Source organism: Arthrobacter sp. FW306-06-A (assembly GCF_021870055.1).
Taxonomy (GTDB): Bacteria; Actinomycetota; Actinomycetes; order Actinomycetales; family Micrococcaceae; genus Arthrobacter.
In genome coordinates, this window is record NZ_CP084552.1 from 1,507,790 (window position 1) to 1,526,594 (window position 18,805).

14 protein-coding genes are annotated in these 18,805 nt (G+C 66.6%); 9 read left to right on the forward strand and 5 right to left on the reverse strand.

Annotation, left to right across the window (positions count from 1 at the left end; genetic code table 11):
• Positions 1-2 precede the first annotated feature (2 nt).
• The 7 genes from LFT49_RS07000 to sufU all read left to right on the forward strand — a co-directional run bounded on the left by LFT49_RS07000 (position 3) and on the right by sufU (position 10,375).
• Positions 3-983, forward strand: coding sequence for a ribose-phosphate diphosphokinase (locus LFT49_RS07000; RefSeq protein ID WP_236801740.1), 981 nt, complete (start codon positions 3-5; stop codon positions 981-983).
• 230 nt (positions 984-1,213) lie between these two features.
• Positions 1,214-1,834: a 50S ribosomal protein L25/general stress protein Ctc gene (locus tag LFT49_RS07005; RefSeq protein ID WP_236801741.1), complete on the forward strand. Its 621-nt coding sequence runs from the start codon at positions 1,214-1,216 to the stop codon at positions 1,832-1,834.
• A gap of 132 nt (positions 1,835-1,966) precedes the next feature.
• Positions 1,967-2,572 (forward strand): aminoacyl-tRNA hydrolase, encoded by a 606-nt coding sequence (pth, locus tag LFT49_RS07010; RefSeq protein ID WP_236801742.1) that lies wholly within the window; start codon positions 1,967-1,969, stop codon positions 2,570-2,572.
• Between the two features lie 109 nt (positions 2,573-2,681).
• Entirely contained in the window at positions 2,682-5,417 is a 2,736-nt protein-coding gene (locus LFT49_RS07015) for a helix-turn-helix transcriptional regulator (protein ID WP_237430146.1), read from the forward strand.
• Positions 5,418-5,553: 136 nt separating this feature from the next.
• Positions 5,554-8,064, forward strand: a complete 2,511-nt coding sequence (locus LFT49_RS07020) for a helix-turn-helix domain-containing protein (protein WP_237430147.1) — start codon at positions 5,554-5,556, stop codon at positions 8,062-8,064.
• Positions 8,065-8,577: 513 nt separating this feature from the next.
• On the forward strand, positions 8,578-9,903 hold the full coding sequence (locus LFT49_RS07025) for a SufS family cysteine desulfurase (RefSeq protein WP_237430148.1): 1,326 nt from the start codon (positions 8,578-8,580) through the stop codon (positions 9,901-9,903).
• Between the two features lie 22 nt (positions 9,904-9,925).
• Positions 9,926-10,375 carry a Fe-S cluster assembly sulfur transfer protein SufU gene (gene sufU / locus LFT49_RS07030; protein WP_236801746.1) on the forward strand — a complete coding sequence of 150 codons (450 nt, stop codon included), beginning with the start codon at positions 9,926-9,928 and terminating at the stop codon, positions 10,373-10,375.
• Positions 10,376-10,442: 67 nt separating this feature from the next.
• Here sufU and LFT49_RS07035 read toward each other — a convergent pair whose 3' ends face one another.
• Genes LFT49_RS07035 through LFT49_RS07045 form a run of 3 tightly spaced genes read right to left on the reverse strand, consistent with a single transcriptional unit; the run spans position 10,443 to position 12,730 of the window.
• On the reverse strand, positions 10,443-10,664 hold the full coding sequence (locus LFT49_RS07035) for an SCO4848 family membrane protein (RefSeq protein WP_237430149.1): 222 nt from the start codon (positions 10,662-10,664) through the stop codon (positions 10,443-10,445).
• Positions 10,665-10,667: 3 nt separating this feature from the next.
• Positions 10,668-11,165 carry a DUF2505 domain-containing protein gene (locus tag LFT49_RS07040; protein ID WP_142130626.1) on the reverse strand — a complete coding sequence of 166 codons (498 nt, stop codon included), beginning with the start codon at positions 11,163-11,165 and terminating at the stop codon, positions 10,668-10,670.
• A 44-nt stretch (positions 11,166-11,209) separates the two neighbouring features.
• Positions 11,210-12,730 (reverse strand): SDR family oxidoreductase, encoded by a 1,521-nt coding sequence (locus LFT49_RS07045; RefSeq protein WP_236801748.1) that lies wholly within the window; start codon positions 12,728-12,730, stop codon positions 11,210-11,212.
• Between the two features lie 300 nt (positions 12,731-13,030).
• Between LFT49_RS07045 and mfd the strand changes: the two genes are divergently transcribed.
• Both mfd and LFT49_RS07055 read left to right on the forward strand, forming a co-directional pair.
• Positions 13,031-16,723 (forward strand): transcription-repair coupling factor, encoded by a 3,693-nt coding sequence (gene mfd, locus LFT49_RS07050; protein WP_236801749.1) that lies wholly within the window; start codon positions 13,031-13,033, stop codon positions 16,721-16,723.
• A 6-nt stretch (positions 16,724-16,729) separates the two neighbouring features.
• Positions 16,730-17,542, forward strand: a complete 813-nt coding sequence (locus LFT49_RS07055) for a metal-dependent hydrolase (protein WP_236801750.1) — start codon at positions 16,730-16,732, stop codon at positions 17,540-17,542.
• A 137-nt stretch (positions 17,543-17,679) separates the two neighbouring features.
• Here the strand turns inward: LFT49_RS07055 and LFT49_RS07060 are convergent, their stop codons facing one another.
• On the reverse strand, positions 17,680-17,943 hold the full coding sequence (locus LFT49_RS07060) for a hypothetical protein (RefSeq protein ID WP_236801751.1): 264 nt from the start codon (positions 17,941-17,943) through the stop codon (positions 17,680-17,682).
• 52 nt (positions 17,944-17,995) lie between these two features.
• Positions 17,996-18,715 (reverse strand): deoxyribose-phosphate aldolase, encoded by a 720-nt coding sequence (deoC, locus tag LFT49_RS07065; protein WP_236801752.1) that lies wholly within the window; start codon positions 18,713-18,715, stop codon positions 17,996-17,998.
• Between the last annotated feature and the right edge of the window lie 90 nt (positions 18,716-18,805).

Genomic DNA, 18,805 nt, shown 5'->3' on the forward strand with positions numbered 1-18,805 from the left:
CAATGAGCGAAATTACGGCGCACGGCGAAAAGAAGCTGGTGCTCGCAACAGGGCGGGCCCATCCGGAGCTGGCCCGGGAAATCGCAAAGGAACTGGGCACTGAGCTCCTTCCCGTTGACGCCTACGACTTCGCCAACGGCGAGATCTACGTCCGTGCGGGGGAGAGCGTGCGCGGCACCGACGCCTTCGTGATCCAGGCGCACCCCGCGCCGCTGAACAACCACCTCATGGAACAGCTGATCATGATCGATTCGCTGAAGCGGGCCTCCGCCAAGCGCATCACCGTGGTGTCGCCGTTCTACCCCTACGCCCGCCAGGACAAGAAGGGCCGGGGCCGCGAGCCCATCTCCGCCCGCCTGGTGGCAGACCTCTACAAGACCGCAGGCGCGGACCGCATCATGAGTGTGGACCTGCACACCTCGCAGATCCAGGGTTTCTTCGACGGCCCCGTCGACCACCTGATGGCCATCCCGCTGCTGGCCGACTACATCCGCACCCGCGTTGAGGCGGACAACATCACCGTTGTCTCCCCGGACACCGGACGCGTGCGCGTGGCCGAACAGTGGGCAGAACGCCTGGGCGGGGCGCCGCTGGCCTTCGTGCACAAGAGCCGCGACCTTACCGTCCCCAACCAGGCCGTCTCCAAGACCGTGGTGGGCCAGATCGAGGGGCGCACCTGCGTCCTGATCGATGACATGATCGACACCGGCGGAACCATCTCCGGCGCTGTCAATGTATTGAAGAACGCGGGCGCCAAGGACGTCATCATCGCGGCCACCCACGCCGTGTTCTCGGATCCGGCCGCACGCCGGCTTGCGGAGTCCGGCGCACGGGAAGTGGTGGTCACCAACACCCTCCCGCTTAACTCGTCCCAGCAGTTCCCGCAGCTGACGGTGCTCTCCATCGCACCGCTGATCGCCCGGGCCATCCGCGAAGTGTTCGACGACGGCTCGGTCACCAGCCTCTTCGACGGCAAGGCCTAAGAGATTCCATAGCAGTGCCGGGCCTGTTGGATTTAAGTTAACGCGCCCGGCACTGGTAGGCTCTTTCCGATACCTTGGCGAGGGAGGGCATAGCCTCCGTTATCGACTGGGTCTGCTGGTCCCTTCATGGGGACTGCCTTCTTGAAGGGCCGCCTTCCGGCCGCCCGGCGTTGAAGGTCACACCAGACCTCCGCCCTTGCTGAACACCGTTTAGTCTTCAAGGAGATTCCATGTCTGAGCAGAAGCTCGCAGCAGAACTGCGCACCGAATTCGGCAAGGGCTACGCCCGCCGCGCCCGCATGAACCACCAGATCCCGGCCGTCATCTACGGCCACGGCGCAGAGCCCATCCACGTCACCCTGCCGGCAAAGGCCACCACCCTGGCCGTCCGCACCCCCAACGCCCTGCTGTCCCTGGACATCAACGGCGAGGGCCACCTGGCCCTGGTCAAGGACGTCCAGCGCGATCCGGTAAAGCAGATCATCGAGCACATCGACCTCCTGACCGTCCGCCAGGGCGAGAAGGTTACCGTTGACGTCCCGGTGCAGGTTGAGGGCGAGACCGCTCCCGGCACCGTTCACAACCTGGAACTGACGGTTGTGTCCCTCGAGGCCGAGGCAACCCACCTGCCCACCGCCATCGAGGTCAGCGTCGAAGGCCGCGCCGCCGGCGAGCACATCCACGCCTCCGACCTGGTCCTCCCGAAGGGCACCACCCTCCTGACCGACGCCGAAGCGCTCGTGGTGAACATCTCCGAGGCAGTCGTCATCGCCGAGGAAGAAGAAACCGAAGCTGCCCCCGAGGGCGAAGCAGGGGAAGCTCCTGCAGCCGAAGAAGCCGCAGCAGAGTAACCACTCCGCAGTTTCCAGCAGTGGCCGGACCCCCAGGGGCCCGGCCACTGCCATGTCAGGCCACCGCCGTATCAGCATGCCCTGTCCGCACGCTTTCCTTCCCGCCCAAGCCGCCCCCATAGGATTGACCCCATGACAGATACCTGGCTGATCGTTGGCCTCGGCAACCCCGGCGCGCAATACCAAGGCAACCGGCACAATGTGGGCCAGATGGTGCTCGACGAACTTGCCGGCCGCATTGGTGCCGGCTTCAAGACGCACAAGGCCCGCGCCCAGGTCCTGGAAGGCCGGCTGGGCATCGGCGGTCCCCGCGTGGTCCTGGCGAAGCCGATGAGCTACATGAATGTCTCCGGCGGCCCCGTCTCCGCCCTGGCCAACTTCTACGGCATTCCAGCCGACCACGTTGTGGCCGTCCATGACGAGATCGACATCCCCTTTAACACCGTCAAACTCAAGCTCGGCGGCGGGGAAGGGGGCCATAACGGCCTCCGGGACATCTCCAAGGCGCTGAGCACCAAGGACTACCTGCGGGTCCGCGTGGGAGTGGGAAGGCCGCCCGGCAGGATGGACACAGCCGACTACGTTTTGCGGGATTTCGGCACCACGGAACAGAAGGAACTGCCGTTCCTGCTGGATGACGCCGCCGACGCCGTGGAGTCCCTGCTCCGTGACGGGCTCACCGCCGCACAGCAAAAGTTCCACCCCGCAAAGTCCGGGTCACGCCAGCCGGAATCGTAAAAGTTCCCTTCGACCCTATTTCCTTGTCTGTGGCAGAGGGTACTCTTCTTCCTATGCGGGGGAGCAAAGGGGCTACATCCCGCTATTGCAGGATGTAGGGGATAAGTTCATGTCAATCGAGCCACTCAGCTGGGGACGTGGGTCAACACCTCAAGGTGACAGGCTGCCCACGCCACCCTCCGCGCCGCCGGAGAGCCAGCAATGGTCGGTGCCTGCACGCAGCGCCAACCTCGACGCCGTCCGCACGGCCCTCACCAGCGAGAATTCCCTCGGCGTTGTCATCACCGGTGCCAGGGGTGTGGGGAAGTCCTCCTTGGCCCGCGCGGCAGTGGCAGACCTCGGGCCGGATATCTGGTCGCTGCAACTGCGGAACGGTCCGTCGGGCTCCACCACCCCGTACGGCTGCCTCTCCTTCCTGCTGGCCCGGCTGCCGCAGGCCTACATGGGCTCGCCCACCGCCATCCTGCGCGGCATCACATCCCTGATCCGCAGCGATGCCGCCGGCAGGCCGTGCATCATTACCCTGGACACCTCCGCCAGCATTGACGACATGAGTGCCGGGATACTGCTGAACGTCCTGCTTACCGGTACCGCCAAGATCATTGCGGTGGCCGCTAACTCCAGCGACCTGCCCGCAGACTTCCACTGGCTGCTGACGGACCGGAAGCTGACCGAGGTGAGGCTCAGCAACCTCAACGAACTGCAGACCCGGCAAGTCCTGCTGTCACTGCTGGGACACCGCGTCGCTTCCTCCCTGGTCAGCACCTACCACCAAATGGTGGGCGGCAACCCCCTGCTGCTGAAGGCGCTGGTCACCGAGCAGCAGCTCTCCGGAAACCTGGTCCTGTCGGACTCAGTTTGGACCCTCCGGGACAAAGTGGTGCTCGACGGCGCTGCCAGCCTGGACGACATCGTCCGGTCCCGCTGGTCACGGGAAACCCCCCGAACCCGCGAAGTCATCGAGATGCTCTCCTGTGCCCGCAGGGTGGAGCTGTCCCGCCTCACCGCGATTTACGGTGCGGATGTCATTGCGGACATGGAGGACGGCGGGCTGCTGGAGATCGACGAGTCCGAACACCGCTGGGTATCCCTGCGGGAGAAATACATCGGGGACGTGGTCAGGACCTGGCTCAGCATTTCCCGGCGCCAGGAGCTTCGAAGCGTGATGCTGGGCGGCGCGGAGCCGGATCCGGCATCCATGACGGTCGAAGAACTGATGTCCTTTGCCGCCTGGACCCATGAATGCGAGGCCGAGCTTAGCCCGGCGCTGGCGCTTGCGGCCGCCCAGGCCGCAGTCCAGCTGTTCGATCCCCGTTTTGCCTTGACCTATGCGGACATGTTGAGGAGGACCGACACGGGGTGGGCGTCGGCGCAGCGCCAAAAGGCATCGGCGTACCTCCAGTTGGACATGCCCGTCCAGGCCCTTGCAGCCCTGGACGACATCTCGCAGCCTGAACTCGACGCCCTGGACCCCGAGGAGTACGCCCAGGTAGTAGCCGCCAAAGCGCGCGTCATGCTTTCGATCCCGGAACAGGCGGGCAAAGTGCCGGAACTCCTCGCCGCCGCCCGCGAACGCCTGCAACAGGCAGCCAAGAATTCTTCCTGGCCTGCGCCCGCCGTGATCGCAGCCAACCGGATCTCGCTGGGCGAATTCGAGTACCAGGCCCATGCCGGTGATTTTGCCGCCATGATTCCGGCACTCGAGCGGGCAGCCGACCCCGCTGCCAACCCCGACACGGGATTCCGGCTTCAGTCGGCCATCATCCTGATGACCGCCCTTGCTTTCACGGGCCGCGAGATGGACGCCTTGAGCCTCATGCGCCAACTCGGCGGCCAGCTCACCGATGCCTCGCACATTGTTGGTCTTCGTGAGCGCTACAGCAAGGAGGCATACTTCGTCCTGCTCCTGGCAGGCCAATGGCGGCGCTGCATCGACCTCCTCACTCCCTTCAGCGCGGGACAGCTCCACCGGCTTCCCTTCCGAAGCGCCGCAACTGAGCTGGCGGCCGGCGTGGCCTTTGCCTTCTCCGGCCGCGGCGAGGCTGCCCTGGAGCCGTTGATTTCCGCCACAGCCCAGCTGGAGTTGCAGCCGGTGCAGGCCGCGCTGCGCACCGGCTATGCGGCCACAGCCCTGGCTTATGCCCAGACCGGCAATGCGGGGTTTGCCCGTAAGTACCTCACTAAACTCCAGAAGACCTCCGGCAGGGCCGGCTTCGCCACGGAATGCATCATCGATTTCTGCGCGCTGGTGGCGGGGCGGTGGCTGGGAGACCCGGAGGCGGTGGCAGGCCTGAAGCAAGGAGCCCGGCGGAACCTGGAGGCGGGCCGGCCTACGGTTGCCGGCATCTACCTGCTGGCCGCAACCGTCAATGGCAGCGACGCGGACTTCCGGCTGCTGGAGGAGATTGCCGGCCAACGGCAGGGCCCGCTTGCCGACGTCTCACGGTTGATTGCCGTCGGAAGCAGGACGAAGGACGCCAAGGCACTCCTCTCCGGCGGCGAACTCGCTGCCACGCTCGAACTGGACGCCGTTGAGGCCCGGTGCATGGCACTGGCGGTGGATTTCGCGCGCCAGGACGGGGACGCGCTTTCGGCCAGGACAGCGCAGGCCCGGCTGGACATCCTGGCCGCCACTGTCGCCAATCTGCCCATCGTGCCCAGCAGCGGCAGCCCGCTGCTGACAAGCCGCGAACGGCAAATCGCCAGGATGGCCGGCCGGGGCGCTTCAAACCGTGACATCGCCATGGAAATGGGCGTGTCAGTGCGCACCGTGGAAGGCCACCTGTACCAGGTCTTCACCAAGCTTGGCGTGACTTCAAGGGGTGATCTGACTGGACTCGTCTAATGGCCACAAGCAGGCGGCCGCGCACCGGCTCCTGACCGGCCGGCGGGAGCCGGTGGAGCGCATCTGCGCTATCCTCCGGAACGGCACACATCAGGCCGTCTTCATCATGGCAGGCCCCGGCATAGGCAAGTCGGCCGTGACTGACGCCGTCACGGAACGCCTCGCCGGGACCACGAACATTGTGCGGATCCACGCCAGTTCGGCCCTGGCCGCCGTGCCGTTCGGGGTCCTCACCCCTTACACGGGCGAGCTGACGGCTGAAGAGTCCGTCTCGCCGGTCGCAGTGCTCCGTTCGATGTGGTCCTACTTCGAGAAACTGAAGGCCGGCAGCACGGGATCCGTCCTGATCGCGGTGGACGATGCGCACCACCTCGATGACGCATCTGCCGGCATCCTGGCCGAGGTGATTTCGGCAGGATGGGCCACCGTGGTGGCGGCGGCCAGGCCCCGGCCGGGACTGCCGCAGCCGCTCGACCAGCTCTGGTATGACGGCCTTGCCGAACGTGTCGACCTCCGCCCCCTCAACCGTGAACAAATCGAGGAGGTCCTGGCCCATTCCCTGGACGGGACCGTCCCTGGTGCCACGGTGGACGCCATGTGGAACGCGACCGGCGGCAATCCCCGGATCCTCGATGCCCTGCTCCATGACTCCGCCGAAGCGGGGGTCCTGGTTAAACGCAACGGAATCTGGATGCTCCTGGGCTCCCTCCCCTGCGACGGGGCACGGCTGGCAGCGGTGGTCGCCAAAGACCACCTTCGGCGGCGGCCGGAGGAACAGGAAGCACTAAAGCTCATTGCCCTTGCCGGGCCCGTGGGCAGGAAAGTCATCGAGGACATCAGCGGGGCAGCAGTAGTCCGCTCCCTGCTGGACCAGCAGATGATCATTGAAGCACCCGGTATTCCGGCTGAGCTTTCCATTTGGAACGGGCTCTTCGCCGGCGCCATCAGGCATACCGTTTCGGTCTCCCGCAGCCTGCAGCTGCTGGAGAAGGTCAAGGCGCGCCAGGACCCCACCCTGCTGCAGGGGGAAGGCCGGTTGCGGTCCGTGGAGTGGGCCCTTGAGTGTGGGGTCCGGGTCAGCGACGACGAGATGCTGGCGGCGGCCAGGGACGCCCTGCTTCGGTCCCACAACCACAGCGCACGGACCATTGCGGCCCGGGTCCACAGGCCCCCGCTGGTTCCCCTGGCCCAGGCGGTCCAGGCACGTGCGCTGTACAACGAAGGGGCTTACGCGGAAGCCGCGGCACTGCTTGACGAATGCTGGCTTCCGCTGGCCGAAGACCCGCAGGGCCCGGCCGTTCTGTTGCTCCGGGTTTCGGCGCACCAGGCCATCGGCCACCCTCTGGCAGTGGTGGCGGAAGACGTCGAAAAGCGCGTCGCGGCTGCCGGCAGCAGCGTGAAGGACTGGCAGGAGGAACTCCTGCACCTGCTCCAGCTTGGAGCGGAAGTGGATTTCCAGGCGCTCAATGACCAGGTGGACAGGATCAGGAAGGGCCCCCCGGCAGCCACCGGCGGAGAACCGCTCCGTGTGCTGGCTGAAGGTCTCCTGGCCCATGCCCTCGCCTCGGCCGGACGGCCCGTCCAAGGGCTGGAGGCCGCCCTGCTGGCAGCCTCGGAACTTCCGCCCCTTGAAGGCAGCCTGTTCTTCTTTCCCGAGTTCGTGCTGGGACGGCTCGTTTCCGACTACCTGGCCATGGGTGAATGGGAGTCCGCAGAGCGGGAGATTAACCACTACGCCGCCGGGCATGCCCCGGCCGCGGCCACCTTCAACGGGAGCCTGCAGGTGCTTCAGGGCTACTCGCTGCTGCGGCAGGGGAGGATGGAGCGCGCCTACCAGGTCCTGCTGCCCGCAGTGGAAGCGCTGAGGCTGAACGACCCGCTGCAGCTGTACCGCTTTGGCACAGCCCTGGGGTTTTATGGTGCGGCCCGGCTCGGCGATGCTGGACAGGCCAAACGCCTGGAACAGGACCACAAGGACGCTGCTGCCGGCTGGCCCGCCCATGACCTTTTGGCGGCAGCCTACGTGGCGGCGGCGGGTGAATACCTTGCCCGTGACGGAAAAGGCCTGGCCGCCCTGCAGACGTTGATGACCACCACGGAAGCCTCCGCGCGCACTGGAAACCTCCTTGAGATTCTGGCCATGTGTTGGGACCTCGGGGATCCCTCAGTGGTCCCCATGGTGCAGGCAGCGGCGCGCGGCGTGGAGGGCCGGTGGGCGGAAGCACTGCTGACGCTGGCCACCGCGTGGGAAAACGCCGACGGTGACACCCTCATGGCAACGGCTGCCTCGCTGGAGGAGGCAGGCTTTGTCAACCTGGCCCGCGAAGCCTACGCCCGTGCCAGCACCGTGCTGGAGCAGGCCGGGGAACGCCGCCGGTCCCGGCAGGCCGTTGCCCAGCGCGAGAAGTGCGACCACGAACTGGGCGAGCGGTTCCGGGAAGGACGGTTCATCGCCGCGGCCCCGACAGTCCGCCTTACCCGGAGGGAACAGGACATCGTCGAGCTGGCCGTGCAGGGCCTTACCGACCGGGAGATCGCGCAGCGGCTGATGGTTTCGGTCAGGACGGTGGAAGGCCACCTGTACCGCACCTATGTTAAGCTCGGGGTCCGCAGCCGCGATGAGCTGGAGTCGGCGCTGCCCAAGTAGGTCCCGGCGCCGGGCAGCTGCCGCTCGCGTCCTTGCCCACTGCCCTCCGGCACCCTGCTGCCAGCCCGGCGTCGGACTCCTGCCCCGGCCTGCCCTGCGTCCTGCCCGTCCCGCTGCAGTACCTGGGACCCTGCAGGCGTCATCCGCTGCACGCAGGTGGCTTTGCGGCGCCCCGGTAGTGCAGCCGCCCGGATTCGAGTACACCCTACTCGTGTACAGGGTGGCACTGCGGGATTTACTTAAGGAGGCAAAGCAAAGCGGCAGGCTCGAGGCCGCGGAGCAGCCGACAGGACATTGAGCCCTTTCAATTTCCGGTCCGCGATGGACCGGGCACAGACGGGGCCGGCGACGTCAGAGTCTTCTGAGACCGAGACTCTCCCCCCAGCCGTCGCCGGCCCTCTGTTCCCTCGGCTGAAGCCCGGGGCAGCGGTGGCGGCGGCCCCTCCCGGGCGGCCGCCACAGCCGTGTGTGGGACAATTGGGTGTCAGACATTGACAGCCCAAGGAGTTCGTTTTGGCCTTAGTATCAACGCCAGCCACGCTGGAACGTGCCGTACCTGTCATGGACAACGCCGAGGTGCTGCGAATCCGCAACGACTTCCCGGTCCTCAACCAACTGGTCAACGGACAGCCCCTGGTCTATCTCGACTCGGGCGCCACATCGCAAAACCCCGTGAGCGTGATCGAGGCCGAACAGGAATTCTACGAGCAGCGCAATGCCGCTGTTCACCGTGGCGCCCACCATCTTGCCGTGGAGGCCACCGAAGTATTCGAGGACGCCCGGCAAACCATTGCCGACTTCATCGGTGCGGACTATGCGGAGACGGTTTGGACGTCCAACGCCACAGAAGGACTGAACCTTCTTTCCTATTCACTTTCCACTGCCGGGCTGTGGGCCGCCCAGGGACGCGGTGACCAGGGGCTCAAAGACCTGGCCCTGAACCCGGGCGACGAGATTGTGGTCACCGAAATGGAGCACCACGCCAACCTCATCCCCTGGCAGGAACTGGCGTTCCGGACCGGGGCCACGCTGCGCTACATCCCCATTGACGATCAGGGCAGCCTCCGCATGGACCAGGCTGCGGCAATCATCGGCCCGCGCACCAAGGTCCTGGCTTTCACGCACGCTTCCAATGTCCTGGGGATCATCAACCCGGTTAGGGAACTGACGGCCCTCGGCCACACCGCAGGCGCCCTGGTGGTCCTGGACGCCTGCCAGTCCGCCCCGCACCTGCCCTTGGACGTCAAGGAACTCGGGGTGGACTTTGCGGTGTTCTCCGGCCACAAGATGCTGGCTCCCACGGGGATTGGTGTGCTCTATGGACGGCAGGAACTCCTTGATATTCTGCCGCCGTTCCTGACGGGCGGATCGATGATTACCACCGTCACCATGGAACGGGCCGAGTACCTTCCGGCGCCCCAGCGCTTCGAGGCAGGTACGCAGCGCATTTCCCAGGCAGTGGCCTTGGCCGCCGCTGCCAACTACCTCACTGAAACCGGACTTGACCGGATCCACCGGTGGGAGGCCGAACTGGGCCAGCGCATGGTGGCCGGGCTCGAAGGCATCTCCGGCATCCGGGTCCTGGGCCCCGCCGCCGGGAAGGAACGGATCGGCCTCGCCGCGTTCGACGTCGAGGGTGTCCACGCCCACGACGTGGGGCAGTTCCTGGACTCCCAGGGAATCGCCGTCCGTGTAGGACACCACTGCGCCCAGCCGCTGCACCGCCGGCTCGGACTGACCGCCACCACCCGGGCCAGCGCCTACCTGTACAACACCACTGACGACGTGGACCGCTTCCTTGAAGCCGTTGCCGGCGTCCGGGCCTACTTCCGCGCCTAGCGCAGACCATGAAAGTTGACACATGAGCCTTGACCAGCTGTACCAGCAGATCATCCTGGACCATTCCAAGGCCCGCCACGGCAGCGGGCTCGCCGCCACCGACGCACCCCAGGGCAGCTCCACCGGCCAGTCACACCAGCTCAACCCGGTGTGCGGGGACGAAGTGACCCTCCGGCTTGCCGTCCAGGACGGCAAGGTGGCCCAGATTGCCTGGGACGGGGCCGGCTGCTCCATCTCCATGGCCTCCGCCTCGGTCCTCACCGACCTCGCCGAGGGCATGTCAGTGGCGGAGTTGCATGAGGTTATCGACAGTTTCCGGGAAGTGCTGCGCTCGCGGGGCAAGGTCCATGCCGATCCTGAACTGCTGGGTGATGCGGCAGCGTTCGAAGGAGTGGCCCGCTATGCCGCCCGGGTCAAGTGCGCCATGATTTCCTGGGTCGCCGCCGAGGACGCCCTCAACCAGGCAGCCTGAGCAGCAAAGCAAACAGCCCGGGTCCTCCCTCAGCAGAAGGAAGGCCCGGGCTGTTTCGTGTGCGTGGTCAGCCCAGCAGGCCGAGGACGCCGATCACGGCAGTGGCAAGTCCCAGCACCATCGAGATGCTCACCAGCACCACATGGACGGTCAGGAACTTCGCTGCCTTGCCGGCGGCGTCGCGGGCACGCGGATCCTTCATGACGCGGCGCAGGAACTGCGGCCAGACCACCAGGGACCAGACGCCGGCGACGATGAGGACCAGCGCAGCGAAGACCGGAAGCTGCATGGGCTAGTGGCTTTCCAGCCAGGCCTGGGCCTGTGCGGCCTGCAGGTTCAGTGCCTTGGCCACCATCGGCTCGGCCGCATCGGCGATCTTGCCGCCCAGGAACGGGACGGAGGACTTCACGGCGCCCTCCAGCTCCACTCGGGTTCCGCCGGCGTCGGCCACGAGCCGCTGGACGGCGGTGACATCCACGGGGGCGCCGGCGATCTTCAGCGAGATGTTGCTCTGGCGTGAGCCGTCCGCGGCGGGGGCTTCCCAGTTTTCCACCTGGGTCACCTTGAGGTGCTCACCAACAAACTTGCGGGCGATCTCAGGGAGCCGCGTGGTGGGAAGGGTGCGCACGGACGTGGTGTTGAAGGCTCCTGCAATGTCCCCGTCAAGGGTGAAGGACTCCAGGCTGCCGCCCACCAGCTGGCTGACGTGGCGCTGGAAATCCTCGTTCACCAGCACAGCGGCAACGCTGTCAACGGAGTGCGGAAGGGTGGTGGTTGCGCTCAGCGCCATGGGTCCTCCTGGGACGTGGGGAAAGGATTTACGCCTCCAACATCCTACGGGGTTACCCCGGCCCGGTCCGCATCGGCCAATTTCTGCGCCGCCGCTGTGATGTTCCGTGCCATGGCCGGGAAGATCAGGCTGTGGAAGGGAAGCACGGCCAACCAGTAGAGCCGTCCGCTCAGGCCTTTGGGGAAGAAGATGGCGCGCTGCCGGTACCGGCTGCCGCCGCCGTCGGGCTCCACGGACAGCTCCAGCCATGCCCGTCCCGGTGCCCGCATCTCAGCCCGCAGCCGCAGCAGCTTTCCGCGCTCGATCCGCTCCACCCGCCACCAGTCCACCACTTCTCCGGCTGCCAGCGTGTGGGGGTGCCGGCGGCCCCGCAGCAGCCCGGCGCCGCCCGTGAGCTTGTCCAGCCACCCCCGGACCTGCCAGGCCAGGGGCAGCGAATACCAGCCGTTGCGCCCGCCGATGCCCTCGATAATGGTCCAGACATGTGCCGGGTCCACGTCCCCGTGGAAGGTCCGCTCGTCGATGTACACCTTGTGCCCTGCCCACTCGGGGTCGCTGGGAAGGGGATCGGAGTCGGCGCCGGCGCTGGCCCAGGTGGTTTCCACCTGGCCGTCCCGCTCCTTGCCCAGCGCCAGGGCCACCGCCGTCCGGTAGGGGGTCAGGCCACCGTCGGGCTGTGGAATGTACTGGTCGATGTCATGCTCGTTGGACACCGCGTCATGCTGCAGCGACTGCACCAGGGGCACGGCCATGGAGAGGGGAATGGGGGTGGTCAGCGCCACCCACATGCCTGCCAGCTTGGGCGCCGGGACCGGCAGCGCCAGCACCACCCGGTACGGCAGGCCCGCTTCCGCGGCATACTCCTTCATCATCCCCGCGTAAGTGAGCACCTGCCGGCAGCCGATGTCGAAGGTCCGGTTGATCGGGCCTTCGAGCGAGGCGGCGGACACCAGGTAATACAGCACGTCCCGTACGGCAATGGCCTCGATCCTGTTGCGTACCCAGCTGGGAGCCGGCATCAGCGGCAGCGTTTCGGAGAGGTGGCGGATCATCTCGAAGGAGGCGGAGCCGGACCCGATCACCACCCCGGCCTGGAACACGATGGCGTCCACCGGGCTGTCAAGGAAAACCTTGCCCACTGCTTCCCGCGACCGCATGTGGGTGGAGAGCTTTACATCCTGGGGGTGCAGCCCGCCCAAGTACACGATCCGGCCCACCCCGGCGGCGGCCGCCGCCTCCGCGGCGGTGGCAGCCATCGCCTTTTCCTTCGCTTCGAATCCCGCGCCCGCGGCCATGGAGTGCACCAGGTAATAGAAGACGTCGACGCCGGCCAGGGCTTCGCGGAGGGCATCGCCGTCGTCAAGGCTGCTTTCCACCACCTCCACTTTGTCGCGCCACGGGACCCCGGCGATCTTGTCAGGGGAGCGGACCAGCACCTTCACCTGGTGGCCTGCCTCCAGCAGCCGGGGTACAAGCCGTCCGCCGATGTAGCCGGTGGCACCGGTGACAAGGACGCTCTTTGGTGTTGCGTGCTTGGGTGTTGCCTGGGCATTCATATCGGTCATGCTTGCTCCTGTTCGTCCTGGCACCTGGCGGTCGTGGCCCGATTCGTCCCTGGTGGTTCGGAGCGGCGGCCCCCTCCGGACTGCTGCACCGGCCAAAATACTGTGACCAAAATACCCAGGCCCAAAGCGCCCACGCTACAGCGCCCGTGCCCTGCCACCCTGCATGTATTCCCGCCGGGGTTGGTGCCGCGCTGCCATGTCGTTCCTGCGCGGTAGGCTGGGAGTACCCGGGATTCGCAGCGAATTTCGGGCTTTCGTGTTGCCTGCTTGTCCTTGATGAACACCACAGGAGCTTTCACCATGAGTCTTCCCGGCCAGTCCGCAGCCGGCCCATCCAGCACGGGCACCTCCAGCACTCCTTCGTTGGACGGACTGCGCCGCGCACTTGAGCCGGATACGACCTTCGCGCGCGTCCGCGCCGAGGCCGCCCGGGGCTTTGCCGTCCGCGGCCAGGATTACCAGATCAGTGCTCCGGCCGGCCTGCGCCCGGTGCTGTTGGCCGAGATGGCGGACGGGCTTGCGGCTGCCGCCCAGGCAGAGAACCCGGACGGCGCGGGCCCGGGCGTAGTGCTGGCGGTGACGGCGACAGGCCGCGAGGCAGAAGACCTGTCCGCCGCCCTGCGCGCCTACCTTCCGGTGGATTCCGTGGCGGAGTTCCCCAGCTGGGAGACCCTCCCGCATGAGCGGCTTTCGCCCCGCTCGGACACGGTTGGCCGCCGGCTCTCCGTTCTGCGTCGGCTGGCACATCCGGAAAGCTCGACGGCGGGCCGGCTGCGCGTCGTCGTCGCGCCCGTCCGCGCCGTGGTCCAGCCGGTGGTGGCCGGCCTGGGCGACCTGGTTCCGGTCACGCTGAAGGTGGGCCAGGACGTTCCGTTCACCGACGTGGTGAGGAGCCTGGCCGACGCCGCATACGCCCGGGTGGACATGGTGACCCACCGCGGCGAGTTCGCTGTCCGCGGCGGCATCATCGACGTCTTCCCGCCCACCGAAGACCACCCCATCCGCGTGGAGTTTTTCGGCGACGAGGTGGACCAGATGCGATGGTTTGCCGTCGCCGACCAGCGCTCGCTGTCCGCACCCGGCATCCACCACCCCACGGAACTGCACGCCCCTCCTTGCCGTGAAATCCTCATCACCCCTGCCGTGATGTCCCGCGCCGCCACCCTGAAGTCCCAGCTTCCTGCCGCGGCGGACATGCTGGAGAAGATCGCCGGCGGCATCGCCGTGGAAGGCATGGAATCCCTGGCCCCGGTGCTGGTGGATGCCATGGTGCCGTTCGTGGACCAGCTGCCGGCCGATTCCATCGCCGTGGTGATTGAACCGGAGAAGGTGCGCACCCGCGCCCACGACCTCGCTGCCACCAACGAGGAATTCCTTGAGGCGGCGTGGTCCACGGCGTCCGACGGCGGGGCGGCACCTTTGGACCTCAGCTCCCAGGCCAGCGCGGCGCTTCATTCGGCCAGCTTCCGCTCGCTGGCCGAAACCCGTTCGTCGTCCCTGGCGCACGGGGTGTCCTGGTGGTCCATCACGTCCCTGGCGCAGGACGCGGAGTTGCTGCCCGAGATCGACGTGCTGAATCTGCACGCCCGGGAGCCCCGCGGCTACCAGGGCGATGTGGCGGAAATGATGGATTTCATTGGTTCGCACGTCCGCGACCAGTGGCGGATCGTGGTGGCCACCGAAGGCCCCGGTCCGGCCCAGCGCCTGGCCGAGCTGTTCCACGAAAACGATATCCCCTGTGCCCGGGTGGACAGCCTTGACCACGAACCCCAGCCGGGCATCATCGAGGTGACCACTGCCGCCGTCGGCCGTGGTTTTGTCCTGGACGGGCTCAAGCTGGGCCTGCTCACCGAAGCCGACCTGCTGGGCCGCACCTCCGCCGGGTCCACCAAGGACATGCGGCGGATGCCCTCCAAGCGGCGCAACGCTGTCGACCCACTGCAGTTGGTGGCGGGGGACCATGTGGTGCACGAACAGCACGGCATTGGCCGGTTCGTGGAACTGATCCAGCGCAAGGTTGCCGGCGGTGGCGACGGAGTCCGCGAATACCTGGTGCTGGAGTACGCGCCGGCCAAGCGCGGCGGGCCCGGCGACCGGCTGTTCGTGCCTACGGACCAGCTGGACCAGGTGACCCGTTATGTTGGTGGCGACACCCCGGTGCTGAGCAAGATGGGCGGCGCGGACTGGGCCAGCACCAAGTCAAAGGCCCGCAAGGCCGTCAAGGAGATCGCCGGCGAACTGATCCGGCTGTACTCGGCCCGCATGGCCTCCCGCGGCCACGCTTTCGGCCCCGACACTCCGTGGCAGCGCGAACTGGAGGAAGCGTTCCCCTATGTGGAAACGCCGGACCAGCTGACCACCATCAACGAGGTCAAGGCTGACATGGAGCGGGAGATCCCCATGGACCGGCTGGTGTCCGGCGATGTGGGCTACGGCAAGACCGAGATCGCGGTGCGGGCCGCGTTCAAGGCGGTGCAGGACGGCAAGCAGGTGGCCGTGCTGGTGCCCACCACGTTGCTGGCCCAGCAGCACTACGAAACCTTCACCGAACGGTTCTCCGGCTTCCCCCTGCGGGTGAAGCCGCTGTCCCGGTTCCAGACGGCCAAGGAAGCGAAGGAAACGGCGGAGGGCGTCAAGAGCGGCGCCGTGGACATCGTGATCGGCACGCACCGGCTGCTGGCCAAGGACTTCGAGTTCAAGGACCTGGGCCTGGTGATCGTGGACGAGGAACAGCGGTTCGGCGTTGAGCACAAGGAAGCGCTGAAGAAGATGCGCACCAACGTGGACGTCCTGGCCATGAGCGCCACCCCGATTCCCCGCACCCTGGAAATGTCCCTCACGGGCATCCGCGAAACCTCCACCCTGGCTACTCCGCCGGAGGAGCGGCACCCGGTGCTGACCTACGTGGGCCCGTACACGGACAAGCAGACCTCCGCCGCGATCCGCCGCGAGCTGATGCGCGAAGGCCAGGTGTTCCTGGTGCATAACCGGGTGTCCACTATTGAGCGGACCGCGGCCAAGATCCGCGAACTGGTGCCCGAGGCCCGGGTGGAGGTGGCGCACGGCAAGATGTCCGAGAGCCGCCTGGAGCAAATCATCGTGGACTTCTGGGAGCGGCGCTTCGACGTGCTGGTGTGCACCACCATCATCGAGACCGGCCTGGACATCTCCAACGCCAACACCCTGATCGTGGACGGGGCGGACAAGTACGGCCTGTCCCAGCTCCACCAGCTTCGCGGCCGTGTGGGCCGTGGCCGCGAACGCGCCTATGCGTACTTCCTGTACCCCTCGGAAAAACCCTTGGGCGAGGTGGCGCTGGAACGGCTCAAGGCCGTTGCTGCGCACAACGAACTGGGTGCCGGCATGCAGCTGGCCATGAAGGACCTGGAGATCCGCGGCGCCGGCAACCTGCTGGGCGGTGAACAGTCAGGCCACATCCAAGGGGTGGGCTTCGACCTGTACATCCGCCTGGTGGGCGAAGCCGTGGCGGACTTCCGCGGCGAAGCCGAAGAAAAGGCCGCGGAGATGAAGATCGAGCTGCCGGTCAACGCGCACCTGCCGCACGACTACGTTCCCGGCGAGCGGCTGCGCCTGGAGGCCTACCGGAAACTCGCGGCCGCCCTCACCAACGAGGCCATCGATGAGGTGCAGGCAGAACTCGTGGACCGCTACGGCGAACTTCCGCTGCCGGCCCAGAACCTGGTGGCCGTGGCACGGTTCCGGGTCGGTGCCCGCGAAGCGGGCCTGTCCGACGTTGCGCTCCAGGGCAACTTCATCAAGTTCTCCCCGGCCACGCTGCCGGAGTCCAAGACCTTGCGCCTGAACCGGATGTACCCGGGCTCGCAGTCCAAGCCTGCCCTGGACGCGGTGCTTATTCCGAAGCCCAAGACGGCGCGGATCGGGGGCCGGGACCTGCAGGACGCCGAGATCCTGGAGTGGGCCAACGGCGTGATCCGGAACATCTTCTCCGATGCCCCATTGGCGGTGAGCTAGCACTTGATGGGAGGACACCACGCCGCGTCGGGAGCCGCGGCGTGGGTAGCTGTTGCGTCCACCGGCCCCTACACCCTGGGCTGGTACCCGCTTGATCCCACCGGGATCCTCATCGGCGGCATGACCACTGCCGGCACGGCCCTGGTCTGCGACTGGGACCACCGTTCAAGCACGGTGGCCCATGCACTGCCGCCGCTGTCCAACGCGATAGCGCGCGGCATTGAAAACGCCAGCGGCGGCCACCGGCAGGGCACGCATTCCATTCTGGGGGCGGCGGCGTTCGTATTCCTGGCCGGCCTGGCATCCCAGGTCCACATGGACACCGGCTGGGGCCGACTGTCCGTCGGCGCCGGCCTGCTGTGCATGTTCCTGATCAACATCGCAGCGAAGGCGCTGAAACTCTTTCCCAAAAGCGGCTTTATCTCGAACTGGATCTTCGCGTTGGTCATGGCCGGCCTGGTCACCGTCTACGCGCCGGAGCAGTGGACATGGCTGCCCACCTCGATGCTGATCGGGGTTGTGGTGCACATCGTGGGCGACCTCATCACCACCGGGGGAGTGCCGCTGCTTTGGCCTCTGGTGGTCCGGCCACCCAAAATGCTGCGCCGCATGCCCCTGCTGCGGAACGTATGGCGGGCCAACGGCGCCTTGTCCGTACCCCTCCTGGGGCGGGCGGGTTCCAAGCGGGAGTGGCTGGTGCTGATCCCGGTCAGCGCCTACGCGATGGTGGGCATGACGATGGCCGGGTGGGCCATCGCCCAGCACCACTGGGGCCGTGTGGCCGCTGCGGCGGGTGCTTGGATCAGGCTCTGGTTCTAGCCGCCAAACAGCTGATACTAGAACGGACCCCGGACGATGCGTCCGGGGTCCGTACTGATGTTGCTGCCTGTCCCAACTGGGTGGCAGTACTTGTCGTTATGAAGCCTCAAAACGACAAGTACTGCGAGCTACTTGGGTTAGTGCTCGCCGGCTGAGTCAGAGCGGCCGAAGATGGTCTGCGGCAGCCAGAATGCCAGGGCGAAGAGGACCAGGCAGACGGCCATCGGCCAGGGGTTGCCGAGGCTGAGGAAGGACAGCGAGTAGATGGAGCCCAGGAACAGGGCGAAGCAGATCACGAAGAGGACAATGCTGCCCGCGAGGGTGTTTTCGTTCTGCGGGGTACGGACATGTTCCTGGCTGGATGCCGTGTCCCGGCTGGACGGGTTGATCTGGCTGGACATGTGTTCCTCCTCGGCCCCGCGGGGCTTGGTCTGTGGCGGCTTCCGGTTCCGGTCAGTAGGCGGCTGAACCCTGTTCACCCTTGACAATGGCAATTCCGGAGCTGGCACCAATTCGTGTTGCACCTGCTGCAATCATAGCCTGCGCGTCGGCCAGGGACCGTACGCCACCGGAGGCCTTGACCCCCAGGTCAGGGCCTACTGTCCTGCGCATCAGGGCTACGTCCTCGACGGTGGCGCCGCCGCCGTTGAAGCCCGTGGAGGTTTTCACGAAGTCTGCTCCGCCTTCCACCGCCGCCTGGCAGGCCAGCACCTTTTGCTCGTCCGTCAGGAGGGCAGTTTCGATGATGACCTTCAGGATGGCCCCGCCCGCATGCACGGTCTCGGCCACACCCGCGATGTCGTCGGTCAAGGCACCCTTGTCGTTCGCCCGTGCGGCGGCGATGTTGATCACCATGTCCACCTCATCGGCGCCGTCCAGCACCGCACCGCGGGCTTCGAACGACTTCACGTCCGTGGGTGTGGCCCCCAGGGGGAAGCCCACCACGGAGCAGGTGAGGACGCCCGAGCCCTTGAGCGCCTTGGTAACAGCCTTGACCCAAATCGGGTTCACGCATACGGACTTGAACTTGTACTCGGCCGCCTCTGCACAGACCTTCAGCACGTCAGCTTCCGACGCTTCGGGCTTGAGCAGCGTGTGGTCGATGTAGGAGGCAATGTTCGCGGCCCCGGCCGCCTCAGGGTTGCCTGCGTGCACGGTGGCTTCGTTGCTCATGGTGGTCCTCTCGAAGGGCCTGGCGGCCGGCGTTGACTCGGTTTCGGAAACCATTTTGTCACAGCGGCGCGCACCCAAAGCAGGCCCCAG